Source organism: Kitasatospora saccharophila (assembly GCF_039529925.1).
Lineage (GTDB): Bacteria > Actinomycetota > Actinomycetes > Streptomycetales > Streptomycetaceae > Kitasatospora > Kitasatospora saccharophila.
Genome location: NZ_BAAANS010000073.1, coordinates 1 through 23003, shown reverse-complemented (window position 1 = coordinate 23003; position 23003 = coordinate 1). Strand labels below are relative to the sequence as shown.

16 protein-coding genes, 1 tRNA gene and 1 pseudogene are annotated in these 23003 nt (G+C 72.9%); 13 read left to right on the top strand and 5 right to left on the bottom strand.

Annotated features, from left to right (window positions below; all coding sequences use genetic code 11):
- Positions 1-43: 43 nt before the first annotated feature.
- From ABD345_RS34600 to ABD345_RS34590, 3 genes are all read left to right on the top strand, one after another.
- Entirely contained in the window at positions 44-2221 is a 2178-nt protein-coding gene (locus ABD345_RS34600; RefSeq protein WP_344558095.1) for an ATP-binding protein, read from the top strand.
- Positions 2218-3201 carry a hydroxymethylglutaryl-CoA lyase gene (locus ABD345_RS34595; RefSeq protein ID WP_380273360.1) on the top strand — a complete coding sequence of 328 codons (984 nt, stop codon included), beginning with the start codon at positions 2218-2220 and terminating at the stop codon, positions 3199-3201. Before ABD345_RS34600 ends, ABD345_RS34595 begins: the two co-directional genes overlap by 4 nt.
- A gap of 68 nt (positions 3202-3269) precedes the next feature.
- Positions 3270-4460 (top strand): acyl-CoA dehydrogenase family protein, encoded by a 1191-nt coding sequence (locus tag ABD345_RS34590; RefSeq protein ID WP_344558093.1) that lies wholly within the window; start codon positions 3270-3272, stop codon positions 4458-4460.
- Between the two features lie 115 nt (positions 4461-4575).
- Here the strand turns inward: ABD345_RS34590 and ABD345_RS34585 are convergent, their stop codons facing one another.
- From ABD345_RS34585 to ABD345_RS34575, 3 genes are all read right to left on the bottom strand, one after another.
- Positions 4576-5370, bottom strand: a complete 795-nt coding sequence (locus ABD345_RS34585; protein ID WP_344558091.1) for a bestrophin-like domain — start codon at positions 5368-5370, stop codon at positions 4576-4578.
- 346 nt (positions 5371-5716) lie between these two features.
- Complete coding sequence (locus tag ABD345_RS34580; protein ID WP_344558089.1) at positions 5717-7564, bottom strand: hypothetical protein; 1848 nt, start codon at positions 7562-7564, stop codon at positions 5717-5719.
- Positions 7565-7818: 254 nt separating this feature from the next.
- Positions 7819-8328, bottom strand: coding sequence for a universal stress protein (locus ABD345_RS34575; protein WP_380273366.1), 510 nt, complete (start codon positions 8326-8328; stop codon positions 7819-7821).
- 955 nt (positions 8329-9283) lie between these two features.
- Between ABD345_RS34575 and ABD345_RS34570 the strand changes: the two genes are divergently transcribed.
- Complete coding sequence (locus tag ABD345_RS34570) at positions 9284-10189, top strand: HAD family hydrolase (protein WP_344558087.1); 906 nt, start codon at positions 9284-9286, stop codon at positions 10187-10189.
- Between the two features lie 253 nt (positions 10190-10442).
- Here ABD345_RS34570 and ABD345_RS34565 read toward each other — a convergent pair whose 3' ends face one another.
- On the bottom strand, positions 10443-10790 hold the full coding sequence (locus ABD345_RS34565) for an MmyB family transcriptional regulator (protein WP_344558086.1): 348 nt from the start codon (positions 10788-10790) through the stop codon (positions 10443-10445).
- A 1406-nt stretch (positions 10791-12196) separates the two neighbouring features.
- Here ABD345_RS34565 and ABD345_RS34560 point away from each other — a divergent pair.
- The 4 genes and pseudogenes from ABD345_RS34560 to ABD345_RS34545 form a co-directional block, all read left to right on the top strand.
- Positions 12197-13229: pseudogene (locus ABD345_RS34560) on the top strand (helix-turn-helix domain-containing protein); the annotation flags it as partial.
- Between the two features lie 684 nt (positions 13230-13913).
- Complete coding sequence (gene orn, locus ABD345_RS34555; protein WP_344558085.1) at positions 13914-14516, top strand: oligoribonuclease; 603 nt, start codon at positions 13914-13916, stop codon at positions 14514-14516.
- A gap of 114 nt (positions 14517-14630) precedes the next feature.
- Positions 14631-14706: transfer RNA gene (locus ABD345_RS34550), tRNA-His, on the top strand.
- Between the two features lie 494 nt (positions 14707-15200).
- Complete coding sequence (locus ABD345_RS34545; protein WP_344558084.1) at positions 15201-15647, top strand: DUF4442 domain-containing protein; 447 nt, start codon at positions 15201-15203, stop codon at positions 15645-15647.
- A 344-nt stretch (positions 15648-15991) separates the two neighbouring features.
- Here the strand turns inward: ABD345_RS34545 and ABD345_RS34540 are convergent, their stop codons facing one another.
- Positions 15992-17056 (bottom strand): LacI family DNA-binding transcriptional regulator, encoded by a 1065-nt coding sequence (locus tag ABD345_RS34540; RefSeq protein ID WP_344558083.1) that lies wholly within the window; start codon positions 17054-17056, stop codon positions 15992-15994.
- A 420-nt stretch (positions 17057-17476) separates the two neighbouring features.
- Here ABD345_RS34540 and ABD345_RS34535 point away from each other — a divergent pair, with 420 nt between their 5' ends.
- The 5 genes from ABD345_RS34535 to ABD345_RS34515 form a co-directional block, all read left to right on the top strand.
- Positions 17477-18793: an ABC transporter substrate-binding protein gene (locus ABD345_RS34535; RefSeq protein WP_344558082.1), complete on the top strand. Its 1317-nt coding sequence runs from the start codon at positions 17477-17479 to the stop codon at positions 18791-18793.
- A 108-nt stretch (positions 18794-18901) separates the two neighbouring features.
- On the top strand, positions 18902-19861 hold the full coding sequence (locus ABD345_RS34530) for a carbohydrate ABC transporter permease (RefSeq protein ID WP_344558081.1): 960 nt from the start codon (positions 18902-18904) through the stop codon (positions 19859-19861).
- Position 19862: 1 nt separating this feature from the next.
- Positions 19863-20777, top strand: a complete 915-nt coding sequence (locus ABD345_RS34525) for a carbohydrate ABC transporter permease (RefSeq protein ID WP_344558080.1) — start codon at positions 19863-19865, stop codon at positions 20775-20777.
- A 75-nt stretch (positions 20778-20852) separates the two neighbouring features.
- Positions 20853-22307 (top strand): GH1 family beta-glucosidase, encoded by a 1455-nt coding sequence (locus ABD345_RS34520; RefSeq protein WP_380273372.1) that lies wholly within the window; start codon positions 20853-20855, stop codon positions 22305-22307.
- A gap of 179 nt (positions 22308-22486) precedes the next feature.
- On the top strand, positions 22487-23003 hold a 517-nt coding region (locus ABD345_RS34515), incomplete at its 3' end, for a hypothetical protein (RefSeq protein WP_344558078.1).

Here is a 23003-nt window from a genome sequence, read left to right as displayed (position 1 = left end):
TCAACCCGCCCACCGTTCCCTTCGTGACGGAGGAACACCTCTCATGTTCGACACCGTGCTCGTCGCCAACCGCGGCGAGATCGCGCTGCGGGTGATCCGCACCCTCCGGCGGTTGGGCGTGCGGTCGGTCGCCGTGCACAGCGACGCGGACGCCGACGCCCCGCACGTCCGGGCCGCCGACCTCGCGGTCCGGCTCGGGCCCGCCGACCGGAGCGACAGCTCGGCTGCCGAGACCTACCTGCGGACCGACCTGATCCTGGACGCCGCCCGCCGGACCGGCGCGCAGGCCGTCCACCCCGGCTACGGGTTCCTGGCCGAGAACTCCGCGTTCGCCGGGGCCTGCGCGGAGGCCGGGCTGGTCTTCATCGGTCCGCCGCCGGCCGCGGTGGAACTGATGGGCGACAAGATCAACGCCAAGGAGGCCGTCCGGGCCGCCGGGGTGCCCGTCGTCCCCGGCAGCGAGGAGGGCTCGCCCAGCGACGAGCAGTTGGTCGAGGCGGCGGACCGGATCGGCTACCCGGTGCTGCTCAAGCCCTCGGCCGGCGGCGGCGGCAAGGGCATGCGGCTGGTCCGCGACCCGGCCGAGCTGCCCGCCGAGCTCGCCGCGGCCCGCCGGGTGGCCCGCACCGCGTTCGGCGACGACACCCTGTTGCTGGAGCGCTGGGTCGACCAGCCCCGGCACATCGAGGTGCAGGTCCTGGCCGACACCCACGGCCGGACCGTCCACCTCGGCGAGCGCGAGTGCAGTCTGCAGCGCCGCCATCAGAAGCTCATCGAAGAGGCCCCTTCCGTCCTGTTGAACCCCCGGACCCGCGCCGCGATGGGCGCGGCCGCGGTGCGCGCCGCCGAGTCCTGCGGCTACACCGGCGCCGGCACGGTCGAGTTCATCGTCCCCGGCGGTTCCGCGGGACCGGACGCGGACGACGTCCTCGACTTCTTCTTCATGGAGATGAACACCCGCCTCCAGGTGGAGCACCCCGTCACCGAACTGGCCGTCTCCGTGGCCGGGCCCGAAGGCCCGCAGCGGTTGGACCTGGTCGAGTGGCAGCTGCGCGTCGCCGCGGGCGAGGCACTGCCGTTCACCCAGTCGGACGTCTCCTTCCTGGGCCACGCGATCGAGGCCCGGATCTGCGCCGAGGACCCGGAACGGGACTTCCTGCCCACCGGCGGCGAGGTACTGCTGCTGGACGAGCCCTCCGGGGAGGGCGTCCGGGTGGACTCCGGAATCGCACCCGGCGACCGGGTCGGCAGCCTGTACGACCCGATGCTCGCCAAGGTGATCGCGTACGGGCCCGACCGCCCGACCGCGATCCGTCGGCTGCGGGCCGCACTCGCCGAGACCCGCATCCTGGGCGTCACCACCAACACCGGCTACCTGCGCCGGCTGCTGGCGCAGCCCGAGGTGACGGCAGGGCGGCTCGACACCGGTCTGGTGGAACGCAGCGCACAGCAGGACGCCTCCCTGCTGAGCTCCCCGTACACCCGTCCCGAGTCGATCGACCTGCTCTACTTCGCCGCCGCACTGCTGCGACAGCTCGAACTCGGCCGCGCCGACGCCTCCGACGGCTGGACCGACCCCTTCTCCCTCCCTTCGGGCTGGCGACTCGGTGGCGAGGCCGCGTGGACCACGCACCGGCTCCGGCTCCCCGGCCGCGACCCGGTCACCGTGCGATGCCGAATGACTACCAGCGGTGAAATCGAGAGCGCTATCGGTTTTTCCGCGACGGCCGTCCCGGAGTGGGAGGTGCGGTTGGACGACGCACCGGTCCGGCGGGCCCGCGCGAGCCGGGCCGGAGACCTGCTGCGCCTTGCGGTTGACGGCCTGCAGGCCACTTTCACGGTCGTCCCGGAACGCACGCCGGACGGTGTCACCCACTGGCTGGGCGCCGACGGGGACGCCTGGCCCGTTCACCCGTTCGACGTAATCGCGGAGCGCGCCGCAGCCGGCGCCGTCCACCACGGCTCCCTCACCGCACCGATGCCCGGCACCGTCACCGTGGTCAAGGTCGAACCCGGCGAACGGGTCCGCCGGGGCCAGCCCCTGCTGGTCCTGGAGGCCATGAAGATGGAGCACGTCATCTCCGCGCCCCACGACGGCACCGTCGACGACCTGCGGGTGGCCGCCGGGGCGACCGTCGCGATGGACGCGCCCCTGGTGACGGTCACCCCGGCCGAGGAACCGGCCGCCCCCGCCCCGCCCCTGCCGGAGGCGGCCCGGTGAACGCCCCGACGACCGAACCGACCGTGCTGGAGCTCGGCCTGCCGCAGCCGGTGCGCGACCCCGGGCTGCCGGCGCGGGTCCGGATCCACGAGGTCGGCGCGCGCGACGGGCTGCAGAACGAGGCCGTCCTCGTCCCCGTCGAGGTGAAGGCCGAGTTCGTCGCCCGGCTCGCCGCCGCCGGGCTGCGCACCGTCGAGGCCACCAGCTTCGTCCGCCCCGAGTGGGTGCCGCAGCTGGCGGACGCGGAGGAGCTGATGCCCCGGCTGGCCGACCTGCCCGCGCGGTACCCGGGACTGCGGCTGCCCGTCCTGGTGCCCAACGAACGGGGGCTGGACCGGGCGCTGGCCCACCGCGCCGCCGAGGTCGCGGTGTTCGCCAGCGCCACCGAGACCTTCGCCCGGCGCAACCTCAACCGCTCGGCGGACGGGGCGATGGCGATGTTCCGCCCGGTGGTCGGGCGCGCCGCGGACGCGGGCATCCCGGTGCGCGGCTACCTGTCGATGTGCTTCGGCGACCCGTGGGAGGGCCCGGTCCCGGTCGAACAGGTGGTCCGCCACGGCCTGGCGCTGCTGGAGATGGGCTGCGCCGAGCTGAGCCTCGGCGACACCATCGGCGTCGCCACCCCCGGCCACGTCAACGCGCTGATCGAAGCGTTCACCCGTTCCGGTGCTCCGGTCGAACGGCTGGCGGTGCACTTCCACGACACCTACGGGCAGGCCCTCGCCAACACGCTGGCGGCACTGCGCTGCGGCGTGACCGTGGTGGACGCGTCGGCCGGCGGCCTCGGCGGCTGTCCGTACGCCAAGAGCGCGACGGGCAACCTGGCCACCGAGGACCTCGTCTGGATGCTGAACGGCCTGGGCGTGGAGACCGGCGTGGACCTCGCCGCGCTCGCCGCGACCAGCGGCTGGATGGCCCGTCACCTCGGCCGCCCCAGCCCGTCGAGGACCGTCCGCGCCCTGCTCGGGCCGACCGACTGACCCCTCGACGACCTCCGACTCCCCACCTCCACCAGGCCCACCAGGCCGCGATCCCGGGAGGATCAGCCGTGCTCGACCACCGCCTGAGCAGTGAGTACGAGGAGCTCCGCCGCACCGTAGCGGAGTTCGCCAACGACGTGGTTGCGCCGAAGATCGGCGAATACTACGAACAGAACGAATTCCCGTACGACATCGTCCGGGAGATGGGGCGGATGGGCCTGTTCGGGCTGCCGTTCCCGGAGGAGTACGGCGGCATGGGCGGCGACTACTTCGCGCTCTGCCTGGTCCTGGAGGAACTGGCCCGGGTCGACTCCTCGGTGGCGATCACCCTGGAGGCCGCCGTCTCGCTCGGCGCGATGCCGATCCACCTGTTCGGCACCGAGGAGCAGAAGCGCGAGTGGCTGCCGAAGCTGACCTCCGGCGAAGTGCTCGGCGCGTTCGGCCTGACCGAGCCCGAGGGCGGCACGGACGCCGGGGCGACCCGGACCACGGCGCGCTACGACGAGGCCACCGACGAGTGGGTGATCAACGGCAGCAAGTGCTTCATCACCAACTCCGGCACCGAGGTGACCGGGCTGGTGACCGTCACCGCACTGACCGAACCGATCACACATTCGAGTGATGGATCGTCAAATCACTCGCCCACCAGGGAAATCTCCTCCATCATCGTTCCCACTGGGACTCCCGGGTTCCAGGTGTCGAAGAAGTATTCGAAGGTCGGGTGGAACGCCTCTGACACCCGCGAACTGTCCTTCACCGACTGCCGGGTGCCCGCAGCCAACCTGCTCGGGCGCCGCGGCCGCGGTTACGCCCAGTTCCTGCGCATCCTCGACGAGGGCCGCATCGCCATCGCGGCCCTGGCCACCGGCCTGGCCCAGGGGTGCGTCGACCAGTCGCTCTCGTACGCCGCCACGCGCCGCGCCTTCGGCCGGCCGATCGGCGCCAACCAGGTCATCCAGTTCAAGCTCGCCGACATGGAGACGCGCGCGCACACCTCCCGCCTGGCCTGGCGGGACGCCGCCTCCCGGCTGCTGCACTCCGAGCCCTTCAAGAAGGAGGCAGCCATCGCCAAGCTGTACGCCTCCGAGGCCGCGGTCGACAACGCCCGGGAGGCGACCCAGATCCACGGCGGATACGGCTTCATGAACGAGTACCCGGTCGCCCGCATGTGGCGCGACTGCAAGATCCTGGAAATCGGAGAAGGCACTTCGGAGGTCCAACGGATGCTCATCGCCCGCGAACTCGGCATGACCCCCTGACCCGGCGCCCTTCCTGCCACGTCCTGACCCGGCTCCCGCTCTGACCTGCCGGACCGGACCTCTCCAGCGGTCCGACCCGCAGCGGGCAGCTCGGTGCCGGTCAGGACGGTGCCGGTCAGGACGGGAACGGGGGTAGGGCCGACGCCCCGGCGTCGCTGTCGATCTGGTCGTAGCGCTCCAACGCCAGTTGGAACGCCGTCGGTTGGATGCGCACCGCACCGGAGAACGGCCCGCTCATCACCGCCACCATGCTCACCCCGAACGCCACGGAGGCGCCCACGAAACACATCAGCACCAGGTTCCGCGGATTGGAGGTCAGCCCGATCACCGAGGGGGTGGCCAGCACGAACACCGCCCCCACCAGCAGGCCGCCGATCGCCAGGACGGGCACCGACGCACGGAGATCACCCAGCCGCGCGTTCCGCTTGGCGTTGACCTCGGACAGGCTCCGCAGCACATCGGTCCGAGCACTCGCCTCGGTCTGACTGTGCACCGCGGCTTGGTCGACGGCGGCCCGCACCTGGTCGACCGCCCGCCAGGCGGCCAGACTTCCGCTGCCGTGCTGCATGGCGGCCCACTCGTCGTCGATCACCACCCTGGTGTAGGCCCGCAGCCTCTCCCGCACCACGGGTCGGTCGGCACCGGGCAGGCCGCCCGCGGTCCAGTACGCCTCCGTGAGGGCCCGCGACTCCTCATAGGTGTGCTGGCGAGCCGAGTTCAACTGCTGCCAGGTGCCGGCGATGCTGAACCCCAGGAAGAGCGCGAAGAAGCCGAGGATCGCCGCCCCGGCGAAGGACAACGCCTGCGGCGTCGTCGACCCTTCGCGCGCCCGCCTGGTCCGTCCCAGCAGCAGACCGATCACCAGCGCCAGCGCCGCCCCCGACACGGCGGCGAGGGCGACGGTCAGCACGGGGGCCCGACCATGCCCGCGCCCGCACGCGCGCTCGTGTCCGTACTTGCACCTGCACCGGAGCCCGTGCTCGTACTCGTGCTGTTTGCGCTGTCCGGCAACGGCAATGCCGCCGCCGAGCAGGTCGGAGCCCTTCTCGGGCCGCCGGCCGCTGGAGCCCGCTCCGGCTCGATCCTTGACTCGACAACAGTTGCGCTTTCAAGAGTGCTCGCACCGGTGACGTCCCCGAGTGCCCCGCCGAACGCAGTCGTGACCGCGAACACGGCTGTCGCTCCTCCGGGGCACGGACCGAGCACGCTCCGCACCGCCTTCACGGCCGACGCCTCCGCCGCCGTCATCAGCGCCGTCATCGCCGCCCCCGGCTCCGGGTGGTGAACGCCGCAGCCAACACACACAGCACCGGGAGGAGGATCGCCAGCAGGAGCATCATCACTTCGGTCCCGTCCCACGAGTCGTCCTCCTCGCCGGGGGGCCAGTCCTCCACCGCGTACTGGCTCTCTCCCTGCCCGCCCGCAGTGGGCCCCACCTGCTGCGAGCCGACGGCTGGGCCAGTCTCCTGACCGGACGCCCCGCTCGGGCCGGACGAGGTTCCGGACGCGGAAGCGGAAGCGGATACGGGCGTGCCCGGATTGGCCGCCGCAGCACCACCGGGGCTACTCGCCAGCGGAGTTACCACACCGGCTGGGCCCGGGGCGGCGAAGGGTGAAGCCGGCCGGGCGAAGGCGGTCCCGCCCGGGAGCAGTGCCGGTGCCTGTCCGGGAAGGAACGGTCCGAGCATCTGCCCCGCCGTGGCAGGGGCACCTGCCACGGGCCCGACCTGTTCCGCGCTACCGGGCTGCTGTCCTGCGGCAGCAGCAGCCGGCTGGGCCCCCGGGGGAACGGACACCGGGAACAGTCCTGGCGGAACGCTGTCCCCCGAGGTTCCCGGCGGGGTCCCCACGCCAGCAGCCCCCGGGCCAGCTCCGGGGCTCGCGACGCCGCCGGGGCCCGGACCTACCCCTGTTCCAGCTCCGGCGGCAGTACCGGGGCCGGTGCCAGGACCGGTTCCGGTGCCGGGAGCGGGGCTGGCGGCGGAGCCCGCTCCCGGGCCGGGGCCCGCCCCGGTGGTCGCGGGGCCGCCCGGTTCCGGGCCGGACGGGACCGGCTGCAGGCCGTCGTAGGCACCGTCGGCCTCGGCGGAGACCCGGCGGGGCGCCTGGCGGCTGCCGTCCGGCCCGATGGTCGCGTCGTCCGCCAGACCGTCCGCACGGGCCGTACCGGTCTGGCGTCCCGGGCGGGCGGTACCGGTCGCACGGCAGTCCACGGCCTGTCCGGGGGTGAGGGTGTGCCCACCGTCCGGGCCCGCACAGTTCACCGTGCCCAGGCCGGGCAGTCCTTCGGTGACCGAGGCGGCGGTGACCGGGACGTCGCCGAACGCCTCCAGGCGGTACTGGAGTTCAACGGTCCCACCGACAGCGGCCACCGCCCTGGTCGCCGGGCGGGCGGGGGCGGTCCGAACGGTTTCGGTCACGGCGCCCTGGAGTTCGCGATCATCGGGGAGCTCGGGAGACCGGCCCGGGAATCCCCCCGGGGGTCCGCTCGGGGATCCGCCCGTGGATCCCTCGGAGGCTTCGGGACCGTCGGCCGACGCCGTCCGGGACACGGCTCGGCGGGACAGACCCGTCCCGGCGGGCGCACCCACCCGGGTGAGCCGGAGCCCCGCAGTGATGCCCAGGTAGCCGGCGGGTGCGTCGGCGTGTGACTGCGGCAGGTGGTTCGGCGCGTCGGCGACCGCCGAGACCCGGGTGGACTGCGGCCCGGGCGCGACGGTGAAGGTGGCGGTGCAGTCGAGGGCGCCGCCGGGCGGAATATTCCGGCCGGCACCGCAGGAGAGCTGTCCGCCGGGAAGCTGGGGGTCGTTCAGCAGCACGCCGCCGAGCGGGTACTCGGCGTGGTTGCTCAGGTGGTACGTGCGCGTGGCCGACTCCCCCGCACGCAGCCGTACCGCGGGATCGGTGCTGCTGTTGGTGCTGACGCTCAACCGCAGTTCGTTGCGCACCTCGCCGCCCCGGGTGGCGGCCGGGTCCGACGTCCAGGCACCGAGGACGACGGGGGCCAGCAGCGCGGCCCCGAGCACGGCGGGCACGGGGCGGCGGGGCGCGGCCGCTGCGACGCGTCGCCCGGCGGTCAGTACGTCGATATGACGATTGGTCACCTTGGCATGATCGATCAAACACTCGACCGGTCACCGGTACGGCGCACCGGAGCAAGCGGGAACGACTCGATCGGCCGATACGCCAGGTCGCCGCCCCCGGGTGCGGACAGGGACGCGGACAGGGACGCGGGCCGGACCCGGGCACGAACGCAGGCACAGGCGTGGACACCGGCAGGGAAGCGTGCGGCCGGGGCAAGCCGCTCCTACCCCTCCGGTCCGTTCAGGGCTGCCCCGGGACGACCGGGGGCGACCGGTCAGGGGATGACGATCACCGGACGGTTGGCGCGGCGGGCGAGGCGGCCGGAGACGGAGCCGAAGATCTTGCCGAGCAGGCCGTGGGTGCTGCCGACCACGATGGCGTCGGCGGCGTACTCGCGGCCGACCTCCTCGATCTCGTGGCAGATGTCCCCGCCCCGCTCGACCAGGATCCAGGGGACGCCGGAGAGGAAGTCGGCGCAGGCGAGTTCGAGGCCGAGGATTTCGGTGCGCTGGTCCGGGAGGTCCACGAAGACGGGCGGTTCGCAACCGGCCCAGACGGTGGCGGGGAGCCGGTTCGCGACGTGCACGATCACCAGGCCGCAGCGGGAGCGGCGGGCCATGCCGACGGCGTAGGCCAGGGCGCGCTCGCTGGAGAGCGAGCCGTCGAAGCCGACCACCACGCCGTGCTGGAACTGCGGGTCGCAGGCGCGCGAGCCGTGTTCCTGGAGTTGGGGTTCGCCTTCGCCGTCGCGGCGGCCGACGGTGGGACGGGCTCGGTCGGTCATCGCGTCCTCCGCAGTACCGGGGCTGTCGTTCCCGGGGGTGTCGCGTTCGGGGGTGTCACGTTCAGGGGTGCCGCACCCTGGGGCGCGGCGGTGCGCGGCCCGTCCGGACGGGCGGATGCGTCCGAACGGGGCGACCCGACCCGTCCGGCCGGCACGAGGGCCGGACGGTGCCGGACGGGGGTCCGGGTCCGCGTCCCGGTCGGAGTCCAGGCCCGCACCCCGGTCGGGGGGCCGGGCGTCCGGACGGCGCGGTGGATCGGCGAGCGGCGGAGTGCCGAAGCCCTCGACGACGGACCTGCCGTCGTGCGGGCTGCCGTGGGCAGAAGCGGAAGGCTCATGACCGGCCATGGCTCAAAACTCTTCAACTGAAGCGGGCCTACACGGGGGGACTCGGCGGCGAACCGTCCGGCCCCGGTGACAGGAACGGCGGCGGCGGGAATGCGTCCGGGAACGACTACCACCGTTGGCGACCTGTGCCTTTCAGAGTACGGCTCGGAACGGGCCCCGCCCAGCGACGGCGCCCTCGTGCGACCAGGTTCCCGCTTGTGGGGGAAGCGCACGCCCAGACGTGCGCCCCCCGTACGACGGGTTCCCAGGAGCTTGACCGACGACATGCGCTGCGCGCAACAGTGCGCCGACACAACGTGACCCGACTGTCATCGCCCCTGCCCGCAGGCGGTGCACGGGAGTTGCCCGGCCGACGGACCCTCCGGACGTCGGACCGGACGCCGAGCCGGGTGCCGGGTCGGGATCGCTCGCACGCTGTCCGGTACGGGGCCAACACACCACCCGATCCGCCCGATGATCGGACGGGCGGCCGAACCGGGACGGTTCCTTTTCGGATCATGGTCCGGGTTGCGTGCGTACCATCCGGATTCGGCCAATTCGCGGAAATTCCAACCGCCTTTGGCAATTGCCACGTGCATACGAGTCGGCCGCTGGCAGCATGCTCGGCATGCCCCTGCTCCTGCTCGACCTCGACAACACCCTGCTGCCCAGGGACGCCGCGTTCCGGGCGTGGGCGGAGGACTTCCTCGCCGAGAACGGCCTGCCCGCCGGCGACCTCGAATGGCTGGTCATGCTCGACGGCAGCGGCTACGTGCCGCGCAGCACGGTACTGGGTGCGGCGAAGCGCCGCTACGGCTTCGATCGTTCGGTCGATTCGATGCTCGCGCACTACCGGCTCGGCATCAACTCGCACATCCAGTGCCCGGATTCACACATCGCGGCACTCCGGAAGGCACGCGAGGCGGGATGGACGCTGGGGATCGTCAGCAACGGCGGAACGCTCCCCCAACTGGAGAAGATCCGACTGACCGGGCTCGCCTCCCTGGTGGACGGCTGGGTCATCTCGGAAGAGGCCCGCTGCCTCAAACCGGACCCGCTGATCTTCGAGATCGCGGCGCGACGGTGCGGCTTCCGGCCCACGGGGGACTGGAAGGAACAGACCTGGATGGTCGGCGACTACGGTCCGGCCGACATCGCGGGGGCGACGGCCACGGGACTGCGCAGCGCGTGGCTGAGCCACGGACGGCCGTGGGCCGAACGGGCCTACCGTCCGACGATCAGTACGCCGAGCCTGCCGGAAGCGGTACGGGTGATCCTCGCCAAGTCCGAACTGCCCACCGCTGGAAGGGGGTTCGCCGCAGCCGCAGCAGGGCGCACCCCGCTCTCGCGCGGCCACCTCGCCATCCCGGCCTCCCGGCTGGCCCCGACCGCCGCCCGGCTCGCCCCGAGCACCCCCGGTACCCCGCTCCCCCAGCCGACCACCCAGCCGCTCGCCCCGGCGGTCCCCCTGTCCGTACCCCTGGCGAAGGCCGTACCGCTAGCACCGCCGGCCACCTCGGCGGCCACGGGCTGAACACCCGCCCTGCACCACCGCGCGCCGCTCCGGCCCATCGCGCCGGGTCAAGCCGTTTCGCTCCACCCCTGCCCTCGGTACCAGTACTTCCGCCTTGGCACTGAAGCAAATTGCCCGGAGAGTCACTGAACGGCGGTGTTCACCTCGGCACCGAGGCTGCTCAGGAGGTCAAGGCGATCCGTGGTCGCGCTGCTCGGCGTGCAGCAGGAGCAGTCGACTCTGCCCCACAGAGGCGAGCACTTCGCATTCGAGTTCAGCCGACACCTGCGGGGCGCGGGGCGGCCTTCCGTCCGTTGGCGCGGACGGAGATCTCGTGCCGATCCCAGCAGTCGGCGAACTCGGCTCCGGTGAAACGGAGTTGCTGCAGGGACTCGGCAATCCGGGGGCCGTTGGGGTGGGTGGCGCGGGCGGCCCGAAGGGTGGCGGTGTGGGCCCGGGCGAGATCGTCGTGCTGCCCGACCGGGAAGCGAACCCGGGTCCCGAGGGATGGCGAACCAGCACGGGGGCAGTTGCGGGCAGCGGGTGGCACCACGGAGAGGCCGCCGAAGACCACGGCGGACAGCGGATTCTGGGCAAGGACGTCGCCGAGGTCGGAGATCACCTCTGCGCGAGACGTCGTGCGGCTGGTCGAGGATCGACAGCAGTCCGGAGCGCGCATGGGCCAACGGGCTGTGGCGGAGCGGTGGCTGGCGAGCGAACCGGGACGCGACGGCGGCACTGGGCTGGGACGCGGGGCGGGCCACCCGGCGGCGGGAAGCCAGGGTCGGGGTGGTGGTCGGCGACCCGTGCCAGGAGACGGACCGGCGGCGGGCGCCGGACGGCGTGGGCGTGGCACAGGCCGTGCGGCGGGCCATGGCCGTCCCATGCCTCTCCGGGCGCACCTTCAACGTCGTGGACGACGCCTCACTGGCCGCGTGGGCCGCGTACCGACTTCAACGGTCTGGTGCACCAGTTGGGTTCGGCCGCCGGCCCGTCGCACCCCGGGGCGGCGGAGCTGGGAGCGGCGGGCACCGCGCCCCTCGAACCGCGAGAAGGCATGGTGTCGGCCGAGTACGCGGCCCCGGGCCGCCCCGGCTCGTCCTCGGTCGGCCCTGTGGTCGCGCCCGTTCCGGGGGGCGGACGGGTGTCCGGCGGGGTGGTGGTGGAGGGGTTGGATTCGGACGAATGTGCGTCGGGCGGGGCGGCGGGGTGGATCGGCGGGGTAGCCGGGGTCAGTGGGGTGGCTGGGGTTGGTGGGGCACAAGTGGAACAGCGAGTTCTAAGTGACGGATTGTGAGGTGAGGAGCGTTCAGGAGTGGCCGGTTCGGGTCGGGCCGGGGGGCTGACGGGGCGCGGGGATCATGGCTCAGGTGTGCGCTGTGGCGCATGGAAGACGGTTTCACGCCCCCGATTCGAACCGTATGTTTTCGGCCAACTTGCGCCGCTGCCCTGCCGTTCGGGCAAATCCGCAGCACACAGCGGACGGTGAGTGCACCCTCGACGGGCGAATCGCCGGGGCGTCGTGCGACAACCGGCCACGCTTGTTCGCGCCCCCTTCACAGCGGGGTCGACGGGTGCCACGCTTCGTGATCGAATGCTTCACGCCAAATTGCCATGTCGACATAGCGTCGGATGGTGAACTTGTCACAACGGCAACGGTCCACCAAGTAGATTCGATCTTGGCTCGCAGAGCGGCAGCCGAGACCACCACACCACCGAGGGGGCTGGAGCGCCTTGAGCAGGGTGAGCAGGAGCGACGCGGGTCCTGAAAGCGGCCGTCAGCAGTCGTCCCATCCCGGTGGCACGGCGAGACTCGGCAAGTTCGGTGGCACCTCGGCGGGTTCGCCGACCGGCGGACCGGGCGGCGCTCCGAACGGCGGTCAGCTCCACGGTGGTTCCGGCCCGATGACGGGTGCTCAGTACCCCTCGGCCCCGTCCCCCGCCGCGACCGGCTCCGGCCACGGTGGTCACGGCAACCACGGCGGGCTCGCCCCGGGCGGGCACGGGGGTGCGGGCGCGGCGACGGACGTGCTCTCCGCCGCCTCCGGCCCCGGTGCGCTGTCCTCCTCGCGCAAGCTCGCGGGCCGGCGCCGCCGGGAGACCGTCGCGGTGCTGCTGTTCAGCGGGGCGCCGATCTTCGAGAGCTCGATCCCGCTGTCGGTCTTCGGCGTGGACCGGCAGGACGCCGGCGTCCCCCGCTACCGGCTGCTGGTGTGCGCCGGCGAGGAGGGCCCGCTGACCACCACCGGCGGGCTGACGCTGACCGCCCCGTACGGGCTGGAGGCGCTCTCCCGGGCGGGCACCATCGTGGTCCCGGCCTGGCGGTCGATCTCGCAGCCGCCGCCGGTCGAGGCGATCGCGGCACTGCGCAAGGCCCACCACGAGGGCGCCCGGATCATCGGCCTGTGCACCGGCGCCTTCGTGCTGGCCGCCGCCGGGCTGCTGGACGGACGTCCGGCCACCACCCACTGGATGTACGCGCCGACGCTGGCGAAGCGCTACCCGCGGGTCCACGTCGACCCGCGCGAGCTGTTCGTGGACGACGGCGACGTGCTCACCTCCGCCGGCACCGCGGCGGGCATCGACCTGTGCCTGCACGTGGTCCGCAGCGACCACGGCGCCGAGGCCGCCAACGCGCTGGCCCGCCGACTGGTGGTGCCCAACCGCCGCGGCGGCGGAGGTCAGGCCCAGTACATCGACCAGTCTTTACCTGAGGAGATCGGCAACGACCCGCTGGCCGAGGTGGTCACCTGGGCGTTGGAGAACCTCAACCAGCAGTTCGACGTGGAGGTCCTGGCGGCCCGCGCCTACATGTCGCGGCGCACCTTCGACCGCCGGTTCCGCACCCTGACCGGCAGCGCGCCGCTGCAGTGGCTGATCACCCAGCGGGTGCTGCAGGCGCAGCGGCTGCTGGAGACCTCCGACCTGTCGGTGGACGACGTCGCCCGGCGCTGCGGCTTCCGCTCGCCGGTGGCGCTGCGCGGGCACTTCCGGCGGCAGCTCGGGGTCTCCCCGGCCGCGTACCGGACCACCTTCCGGGCCCGGCGGCCGGCGGTCGGCGGCCCGGTGACGGCGCAGTCGGCGAACGGCGTCCCGGCCGAGCGCGGCGCGGGCCCGGTCGGGCACCCGCAGTCGGTGCACGGACCGGTCTCGCACGGGTCGGTGACACACGGGTCGGTGACGCACGGTCAGCAGGTTCCGGGCGGTGCCGGTCCGGCCGGCGGAGCGAGCGGTCCCGGCGGGGGCCAGGCGGGGCGGCAGCGTCCGCGTCCGCTGGTGCCGCCGCAGTCCGGTCCGCCGTCGGGCGCCTTCGGTCCGCGCGCACCGGAGCGCCCGGGCGACCCCCGGTACGCGGGCCGCGCCGCACACCCGGGCGCCCCGGGCGCCCCGGGCGGGCAGCCCGGGCAGCCGGGCCAGTACGGCCAGCCCGGGAGCGGCCAGCCGGGCGCCCACCAGGGGCCGCCGCCCGCGCACGCGCACGCCCAGCCCTCACCGGGTCAGCCGGTGCGGCCGAGCGCGGCGTACCCGGGCGGGCGCGGGTCGGGTCCGGCGGAGCGTCCGGACCGTCCGGTCGAGCACGCCATCGCGGAGGACGCGGACGGCAAGCAGCCCAGTGCCCGGGACCGGCGGGGGGCGCACCGCCCCGAGGCCGAGCCGGAGCGCGGGGCGCGCGGGACGGCGGACTTCGCCCCGGACGGAGCGCGTGCGGTGTCGGGGGCGCGTGATCGCGCCGTAGGGTGAGTGCGTGAATGACCGTCTGGTATGGATCGACTGTGAGATGACCGGCCTCGACCTCGATCGGGACGCCCTGATCGAGGTCGCCGCCCTGGTGACCGACTCCGAGCTGAACGTGCTCGGCGAAGGCGTGGATGTGATCATCCGCCCGCCCGCCGAGGCGCTGGAGAGCATGCCCGAGGTGGTGCGGCAGATGCACACCGCCTCGGGCCTGCTCGACGAGCTCGCGGACGGCCTGACCATGGCCGAGGCCCAGGAGCGGGTGCTGGCGTACGTCCGCACGCACGTGCCGGAGGCCGGCAAGACCCCGCTGTGCGGGAACTCGGTGGCCACCGACCGCGGCTTCCTGTCCCGGGACATGCCGGAGCTGGAGGGGCACCTGCACTACCGGATCGTGGACGTCTCCTCGATCAAGGAGCTGGCCCGCCGCTGGTACCCGCGCGCCTACTACAACAGCCCGCAGAAGGGCGGCAGCCACCGCGCGCTGGCCGACATCCGCGAGTCGATCGCCGAACTCCGGTACTACCGCGAGGCCGTGTTCGTCCCGCAGCCCGGCCCGGACACCGACACCGCGCGGGAGATCGCCGCCCGCCACCAGTTGCCCACCGCCTGACCAGGACTCCGGTCCGGGCGGTCGGGGAAACCCTGGCGCGAGCACCCCTCGGCATCCTGTAGAGTTCTTCCTGTCGGAGCGGGAACGCGAGAGCGGGAAAGCACCTGACAGATGGTGGGTGTAGCTCAGTTGGTAGAGCACCTGGTTGTGGTCCAGGTGGCCGCGGGTTCGAGTCCCGTCACTCACCCCATCGCGAAGGCCCCGGTCGAGAAATCGACCGGGGCCTTCGCCGTTCCCCGGAACGCTCGCCGGAACGCCCACCGACGAAAGCGAGTTGGGACGCTCGCCCCCGGGCCGGACCGGTCGCCCCCGCACCTTCCCGGAGCGCTTTCCCGCACGCCTCGCCGCGCGCCCGCCGCGCACCCACCACGCACCCGCCGCACAGTGGCGTTCACCGGCGGCGTCGCCCCGAACCGGTGCGACGGAAAACCCCCGCCGAATCCCCCTCGTCCCCCGGCATCCGTTTCCACCGGCATTCACGCCCCGCGATTCCGGACGACCGGAAGCACGACCGGAAGCACGAGCAGAAGCAGAAGCAGGAGCAGAGGCAGAACCGGAAACACGACCGGAACGCGGCCGGAGGCCACTCGTGGGGAGCACGACCGGAAAGCCCGCCAGGCAGCCGTGGGCAACCGCGGCCGACGACCCATGGACGACCAAGCTACCCACTAGTAACATCGCGGCATGACCACTACTGCGATCGGCGAGCTGCTCACCTCCACCGTCCCGATGGTGAAGACCCTGCAGCTGGAGTACCTGGAGACCACCGCGGAGCGGGCCGTGCTGCGGCTGCCCGACCTCCCGGAGTACCGCAACCACGTGGGCGGGCCGCACGCGGGGGCGATGTTCACGCTGGCCGAGTCCGCGAGCGGGGCGGTCGTGCTGGCGGCGTTCGGCGACCAGTTGGGCCGCGCGGTGCCGCTGCCGACGGTCGGCGAGATCTCGTTCAAGAAGCTGGCCCGCGGCGTGGTGACCGCCACCGCGACGCTCGGCCGGCCGGTCGCCGAGGTGATCGCGGAGCTGGACGAGGGCAAGCGCCCCGAGTTCCCGATCATCGTGGAGATCACCCGCGAGGACGGCGCCGTCACCGGCGTGCTGGAGATCGTCTGGACGCTGCGCCCCAACTCCTGAGCCCCGACTCCCGAGCCCATCCCGAGCCCGGCCTACGTCCCGAGCCCGGCCCACGCCCCGAGCCCGGCCCACGCCCCGAGCCGCCGTCCCGGCCCCGAACCGCACCCCGAGCCCCGCTCCGGTCGGCCGGGACGCCCGCCCGGGGCGCGCGGGACCACCGGCGCGAGGGGCACCTGCCCCCGGACATGCCGAACCCCCGCACGGGCCGCACCCCGCGCGGGTGGTGGCTCCCTCGCCGCCCCGCCCCCTGCCCTGCTCCCCCTCTGCCCCGCTTCCCGCGCTTCCCGCCGCCCGCCACAGCACGGCCCCGCCGCAGCGCCGCAGCGCCGTAGCGCCGCCCGCCGTCAGGCGGAGTCGCGGACGATCAGCTCGGTCGCCAGCACCACCTGCCGCCGGGCCCGGCCGCGTTCGTGGATCTCGTCGAGCAGCAGTCGGGCCATGGTGCGGCCCATCTCCTCGATCGGCTGGCGGACGCTGGTCATCGGCGGGTCGGTGTGCCGGGCCACGATCGAGTCGTCGAAGCCGATCACCGCGACGTCGTCGGGGATCCGCCGCCCGGCGGCCCGGAGCACCTGCATGGCGCCGGCCGCCATCACGTCGGAGGCGCAGAAGACGCCGTCCAACTCGGGCCTGCGGGCGAGGAGTTCGCGCATCGCGACCCGGCCGCCCTCCTCGGTGAAGTCGGCCAGTCCGACGAGTTCCTCGTCGTAGGCGTGGCCGGCCTCCTCCAGGGCCCGGCGGTAGCCGCCGAGACGGGCCTGGGCGACCTCCATGTCGAGCGGGCCGGTCAGGGTGGCGACCTGGGTGCAGCCGCGCCGGAGCAGGTGGCGCACGGCCATCCGGGCGCCGCCGGCGTTGTCGGCGTGGACGTAGCTGAGCGGTTCGAGGTCGCCGCGCCGGCCGGCCAGCACGGAGGGGATCTCCAGGCTCTCCAGCAGTCCGGGCAGCGGGTCGTCGCGGTGCACCGAGACGACCAGGACGCCGTCGACGCGCTGGGCGGTCAGGTAGGCCGAGAGCCGGTCGCGCTCGCGCTGGTTGCGGACCAGGATCAGCAGCAGCTGCATGTCCGTCTCGGCGAGCTCGGCCGAGACGCCGCTGATGATGTCGGAGAAGTACGGCTCGGAGAACAGCCTGGTCTCGGCCTCGGGCACGACCAGCGCGATCGAGTCGGTGCGCGAGGTGACCAGGGTGCGGGCGGCCCGGTTGGGCACGTAGCCGAGTTCGGCGATGGCGGTCTGGACGGCTTCCCGGGCCTTGGCGCTGACCCGGGGGGAACCGTTGATGACCCGGGAGACGGTACCGCGGCCGACGCCTGCCAGCGCGGCCACCTCCTCCAGGGTGGGGCGCGCGGTGGCTCTGCCGCCGGCGCCCGGGTGGAGCGCGTCGGGGCGCTGTGCGGTCGGGCTCATCGCTACACCTCTCGGTCTCTGGGACGGATGGGACGGATCCGCGGAACCCGCCCCCGGGCCCGCACGGACTGTTCATTGTGGCCGGTCCCGCGGCGTTTCCGACCATCCGGGGCGGCCCGGAACGTGTCCGGGGCAGCCCGCGGGCGTCAACGGCGGTGGTAACGAAGCCGGAAACGCTCCGGCAACGTTTGTGTCACCACGTCTTGACACTCACCCCCGCGACACAGCAACCTTCCGGCATGCCCAGCTGTGGGAGCGCTCCCACACTGTAGCCAAGATTCAGCGCACCAAGAACACCCAACGAAGCTCTCGTTCCAAGCCCGGCACCACCCACGGAAGACCACCGGAAGCCCCCGGAAGACGACCGGAGCGGCACCGGACCGACCCGGACCAACCACCCGGACAAAGGAGTTCGCCCCCATGCGCACCACCTCCCGCCCGCGCAGAGCCGCTGTCGCCACCGTCGCGGTCCTCGCCGCTTCCACCCTGCTGCTCACGGCCTGTTCGTCCAGCTCGGACAAGGGCGGCTCCGACGGCGCCAACTCGAAGATCACCCTGAACATCGGCGACTTCGGCGACTTCGGCTACGTGGAGGCCGGCCTGTACGACGAGTACATGGCCGCGCACCCGAACATCACCATCAAGTACCAGACCACCCAGGACGGCCAGAAGTACTGGGACGCGCTGACCACCCACCTGGGCTCGGGCAGCGGCCTGTCCGACATCCAGGCGGTCGAGGTCGGCTACATCGCGCAGGCCACCAACACCCTGGGCGACAAGTTCGTCGACCTCAGCAAGGCCGACGGCGTCAACGCCGCCAACTGGCTGCCCTGGAAGTCGAAGCAGGCCACCACCCCGGGCGGCGCGATGATCGGTCTGGGCACCGACATCGGCCCGATGGCGATCTGCTACCGCACCGACCTGTTCCAGCAGGCCGGCCTGCCGACCGACCGCGAAGCGGTCGGCAAGCTGTGGGCGGGCGACTGGACGAAGTTCGTCGAGACCGGCAAGGAGTACCAGAAGAAGGCTCCGTCCGGCACCTTCTTCACCGACTCGGCCTCCGGCCTGTTCAACGCCGTGCTGTCGGCCCAGCCCGAGCAGTACTCGGACGCCTCCGGCAAGCTCGTCTACAAGACCAGCGCCGGCGTGAAGACCGCCTGGGACCTCGCGGTCTCCGCTTCGGACGCGAAGATCAGCGCCGGCCTGCGCCAGTTCCAGGACCCGTGGAACGCGGCCCTCGCCAACGCCAAGTTCGCCGCGCTGGTCTGCCCCTCCTGGATGACCGCCACCATCAGCAAGTACTCCGGTGACGCGGGCAAGGGCAAGTGGGACGTCGCGGCCGCGCCGGTCGCCTCCAACTGGGGCGGCGCCTTCCTGACCGTCCCGAAGGCCGGCAAGCACATCAAGGAGGCCACCGAGCTGGCCGCCTGGCTGACCGCGCCGGAGCAGCAGGCCAAGGTCTTCACCAAGATCGGCGTGCTGCCCTCCACCGTGGGCGGCCTGCAGCAGCCCGCCGTCCAGGGCGCCAAGCTGGAGTACTTCAACAACGCGCCGACCGGCCAGATCTTCGCCGCTGCCGCCTCCTCCATCGTCCCGGCTCCGATCGGTGAGCAGGACGGCAACGTGAAGACGATCATCACCGACAACGGCATCCTCGACATCGAGGAGCACGGCACCGACCCGGCCAAGGCCTGGGACAACGTGACCAAGCTGGTCGACGACAAGACCGGCCACTGATCCGGGCCGGCACGCGCCGGTAGCCGATCCCTACTGCCCGGCCGGGTCCGCCCACCCGGCCGGGCGCCGTTCCGCCGCCCCTCGCCACCCCCGGGAAGGAAACCCCAAGTGGCCACCCACGTCCGCGCCGAGGCACCGCCCGCCGCGCGCTCCTCATGGCGCTCCCGCCTGTACCGGTTCGACCTGAAGGCCTCCCCGTACGCCTTCATCGCGCCGTTCTTCCTCTGCTTCGCCGCCTTCGGCCTCTTCCCGCTGATCTGGACGGGCTGGCTGTCGCTGCACTACGTCGACCTGCTCAAGCCGGACGTGATGGAGTGGAAGGGCTTCGGCAACTACACCCGCCTGTGGTCCAACGACCAGTTCTGGACCGCGCTGCGCAACACCTTCACCATCGGGGTGATCTCGACCGTCCCGCAGCTGCTGATGGCGCTGGGGCTGGCGCACCTGCTCAACTACCGGATGCGCGCCCGCGGTTTCTTCCGGGTCGCGATCCTCGCTCCGTACGCCACCTCGATCGCCGCGGCGACCCTGGTGTTCGTCCAGCTGTTCAACCCCGACTACGGCTTCATCAACTGGGTCCTGGGCGCCTTCGGCTTCCACCCGAACTGGATCACCGACACCTGGCCCTCGCAGATCGCCATCTCCACCATCGTGACCTGGCGCTGGACCGGCTACAACGCGCTGATCTACCTGGCCGCGATGCAGGCCGTGCCGAAGGACCTGTACGAGGCGGCCAGCCTGGACGGGGCCAACCGGTGGCAGCAGTTCACCCGGATCACCATCCCGTCGATCCGTCCGACCATCATGTTCACCATCATCGTCTCCACCATCGGCGCCACCCAGCTGTTCGGCGAGCCGATGCTGTTCGGAGGCGGTGTCGGCGTGTCCGGCGGCTCCGCGCACCAGTTCCAGACGCTCAGCCTCTACATGTACGAACTGGGTTGGCCGTCGCGCCAGTTGGGCCGCGCCTCGGCGGTGGCCTGGACGATGCTGCTGATCCTGCTGCTGATCGGCCTGGCGCAGTTCCTGATCAACCGTTACCGCAAGCGCAACGAGCTGGGAGGCTGACATGGCCGCGACCCTGTCCACCCCCTCCTCCCGCGAGGCGAAGCACGCCGAACCGGCCCGCCCGCGCGGCCTGTTCCGGCGCAAGGCCGGCGACCACGACAAGGCCGGCCCGGTCACCTACGTCCTGCTCGGCATCGCCGCGCTGGTCTCGCTGTTCCCGCTGTACTGGACCTTCGTGGCGGCCTCCAACACCGGCGACCGGGTGGCCCTGTCGCCGCCGCCGATGGTGCCCGGCGGCGAGCTGTGGAACAACCTCTCCACCGCCTGGGGCCAGGCCGACATGGGCAAGGCGCTGCTGAACTCCACCATCGTGGCGGGCTGCGTGTCGCTGTCCACGGTGCTGTTCTCCACGCTGGCCGGCTTCGCCTTCGCCAAGCTGCGCTTCCGCGGCCGCAACGCGCTGCTGACCCTGGTGGTCGCCACCATGACCATCCCGCCGCAGCTCAGTGTGATCCCGCTCTACCGGATCGTCACCGACCTGCAGTGGAGCGGTCACCTGCAGTCGGTCATCCTGCCCTCGCTGGTGGCGGCGTTCGGCGTGTTCTTCATGCGCCAGTTCCTGTCCGAGGCGCTGCCGTTCGAGCTGATCGAGGCGGCCCGGGTGGACGGCGCGAACAGCCTGCGGGTCATCTGGCACGTGGTGTTCCCGATCGCCCGGCCCGCCATGGCGGTGCTCGGCATGCTGGTGTTCGTCCAGTCCTGGAACGACTTCTTCTGGCCGTTCGTGGCGCTCAACGCGCAGAACCCCACCGTGCAGGTGGCGCTCTCGGGTCTCGGCGGCGGCTCCGGCTACGACGTCAACCAGGCCGTGATCATGACCGGCGCGCTCATCGGCACCCTGCCGCTGCTGTTGATCTTCGTCGTTCTGGGGAAGCACATCGTCGGCGGCATCACCTCCGGCGCCGTCAAGAGCTGATCCGCCGCGGACCGGCCCACCGGCCGGTCCCGGCACACCGCCCCGTCCACACCCGAGCCATGGGAGCGCTCCCGTATGACCATGACCGATCCGACCACAGCCGCCCACGCATCGGTGGCGGCCCCCCGGGTGGCCTTCCCGCCCGGGTTCGCCTGGGGCTCGGCCACCGCCGCCTACCAGATCGAGGGCGCGGCCGCCGAGGACGGGCGCACCCCGTCCATCTGGGACGCCTTCGCCAAGACCCCCGGCAAGGTCCTCAACGGCGACACCGGCGACGTCGCGGTGGACCACTACCACCGCTTCCGCGAGGACGTCCGGCTGATGGCCGACCTCGGCCTCACCTCGTACCGCTTCTCGCTGTCCTGGCCGCGGATCCAGCCCACCGGCCGCGGCCCGGCCGTCGAGCGCGGCCTCGACTTCTACCGCGCCCTGGTCGACACCCTGCTGGAGCACGGCATCTCCCCGGTCGCCACGCTCTACCACTGGGACCTCCCGCAGGACCTGGAGGAGGCCGGCGGCTGGCCGGTCCGGGAGACCGCCTACCGCTTCGCCGAGTACGCGGCGCTGGCCGGCGCGGCGCTCGGCGACCGCGTCCCGGTGTGGACCACCCTGAACGAGCCCTGGTGCAGCGCCTTCCTCGGCTACGGCTCCGGCGTGCACGCCCCCGGCCGCACCAACCCGGCCGACGCGCTGAAGGCCGCCCACCACCTCAACCTCGGCCACGGCCTGGCCGTCGGCGCGCTGCGCGAGGTGCTGCCGGCCTCGGCGAAGATCGCCGTCTCGCTCAACCTGCACCTGGTCCGGCCGCTCACCGACACCCCGGAGGACCGCGAGGCGGCCCGCCGGATCGAGGCGGTCGGCAACCGGATCTGGACCGGCCCGATGTTCAAGGGCGGCTACGACGAGGACCTGAAGGCGGACACCGCCCACATCGTCGACTGGGACGAGCTGGTGCGTCCCGGCGACGAGGCGGAGATCGGCCGTCCGATCGACCTGCTCGGCCTCAACTACTACAACCCGACCATCGTCTCGGCCCCCAGCGACAACGCCGAAACCGCCGAGGCCGCCCGCAACGACGGTCACGGCGACAGCGAGTTCAGCTGCTGGCCGGGCTCCGAGGACGTGGTCTTCCACCTCGCCAACGACGACGTCACCGCGATGGGCTGGCCGATCGACGCCACCGGCCTGACCGACTCGCTGGTCGGCATGCACCGCGACTTCGGCCTGCCGCTGCTGGTCACCGAGAACGGCGCCGCCTTCGAGGACGAGGTCGGCCCGGACGGCGAGGTCGACGACCCCGAGCGGGTCCGCTACGTCGAACTGCACCTGCAGGCCGTCGCCGACGCGATCGCCGCGGGCGCCGACGTCCGGGGCTACTACGTCTGGTCGTTCCTGGACAACTTCGAGTGGGCGTACGGCTACAGCAAGCGCTTCGGCGTCGTCCACGTCGACTACGACACCCAGAAGCGGACCCCCAAGACCAGCGCCCGCTGGTACGCGGAGGTGATCCGGCGCGGCGGGCTCGCCTGAAGCACCGGCCCGGACTCCCGCACCCCCGCACAGTGTGACGGAGTGTGAGCAACGAGCGTGACCGCGGGGAGTCCCGCTCGTTCTCCCCTGGTGTGCGAACCAACCACGCGAAGCGACCGCGACGTTCGGACACCTCCCGACGCCGGTGGGGGCGGCCCGGCACACTGGCGGCGAGCGGCATGCTCGCCGCCCAGGTGCTGGGGCTCGGCCTCGGCGCGACCGCCGCCCGCGCCGCCGACACCGGGCACCCCCCGCAGCACCCCGACCGTGCCCTCGGCACGGTCGTCCGCGCGAGCACCGGCGGCGACGGACCGCTCGACGGCCCGGCCGACGGACCGGCCGACGGGGCCCTCCACGGCATCCGCGGCACCGACGGCCTCGACCCGGCCGACGTCGTGGACGGCGGCGACGACGGCACCCGGCCGGCGCAGGACCTCGGCGACGCCCTCGGCCACCACCTCGCCGGCGGCGAACTCCCGCTGCCCGGCCACCAGGCCGACCGCCCCGACGCGTTCGCCCTCGCCGCCGGCCTGCTCGCCGCCGTCCCCGCCCGGCCCCGACCCGCGGACCCGCCGCGCGCCTCCCGCTCCGACCCCGCCGCGCACGGCCGCGCACCCGGCGGCCCCGGCCCCGCCTCCCCCGTCGCCCCCGCAGCCGTCCCGGCCCCGCGCGCCCCGGCCGACGCCCCCGGCCCCG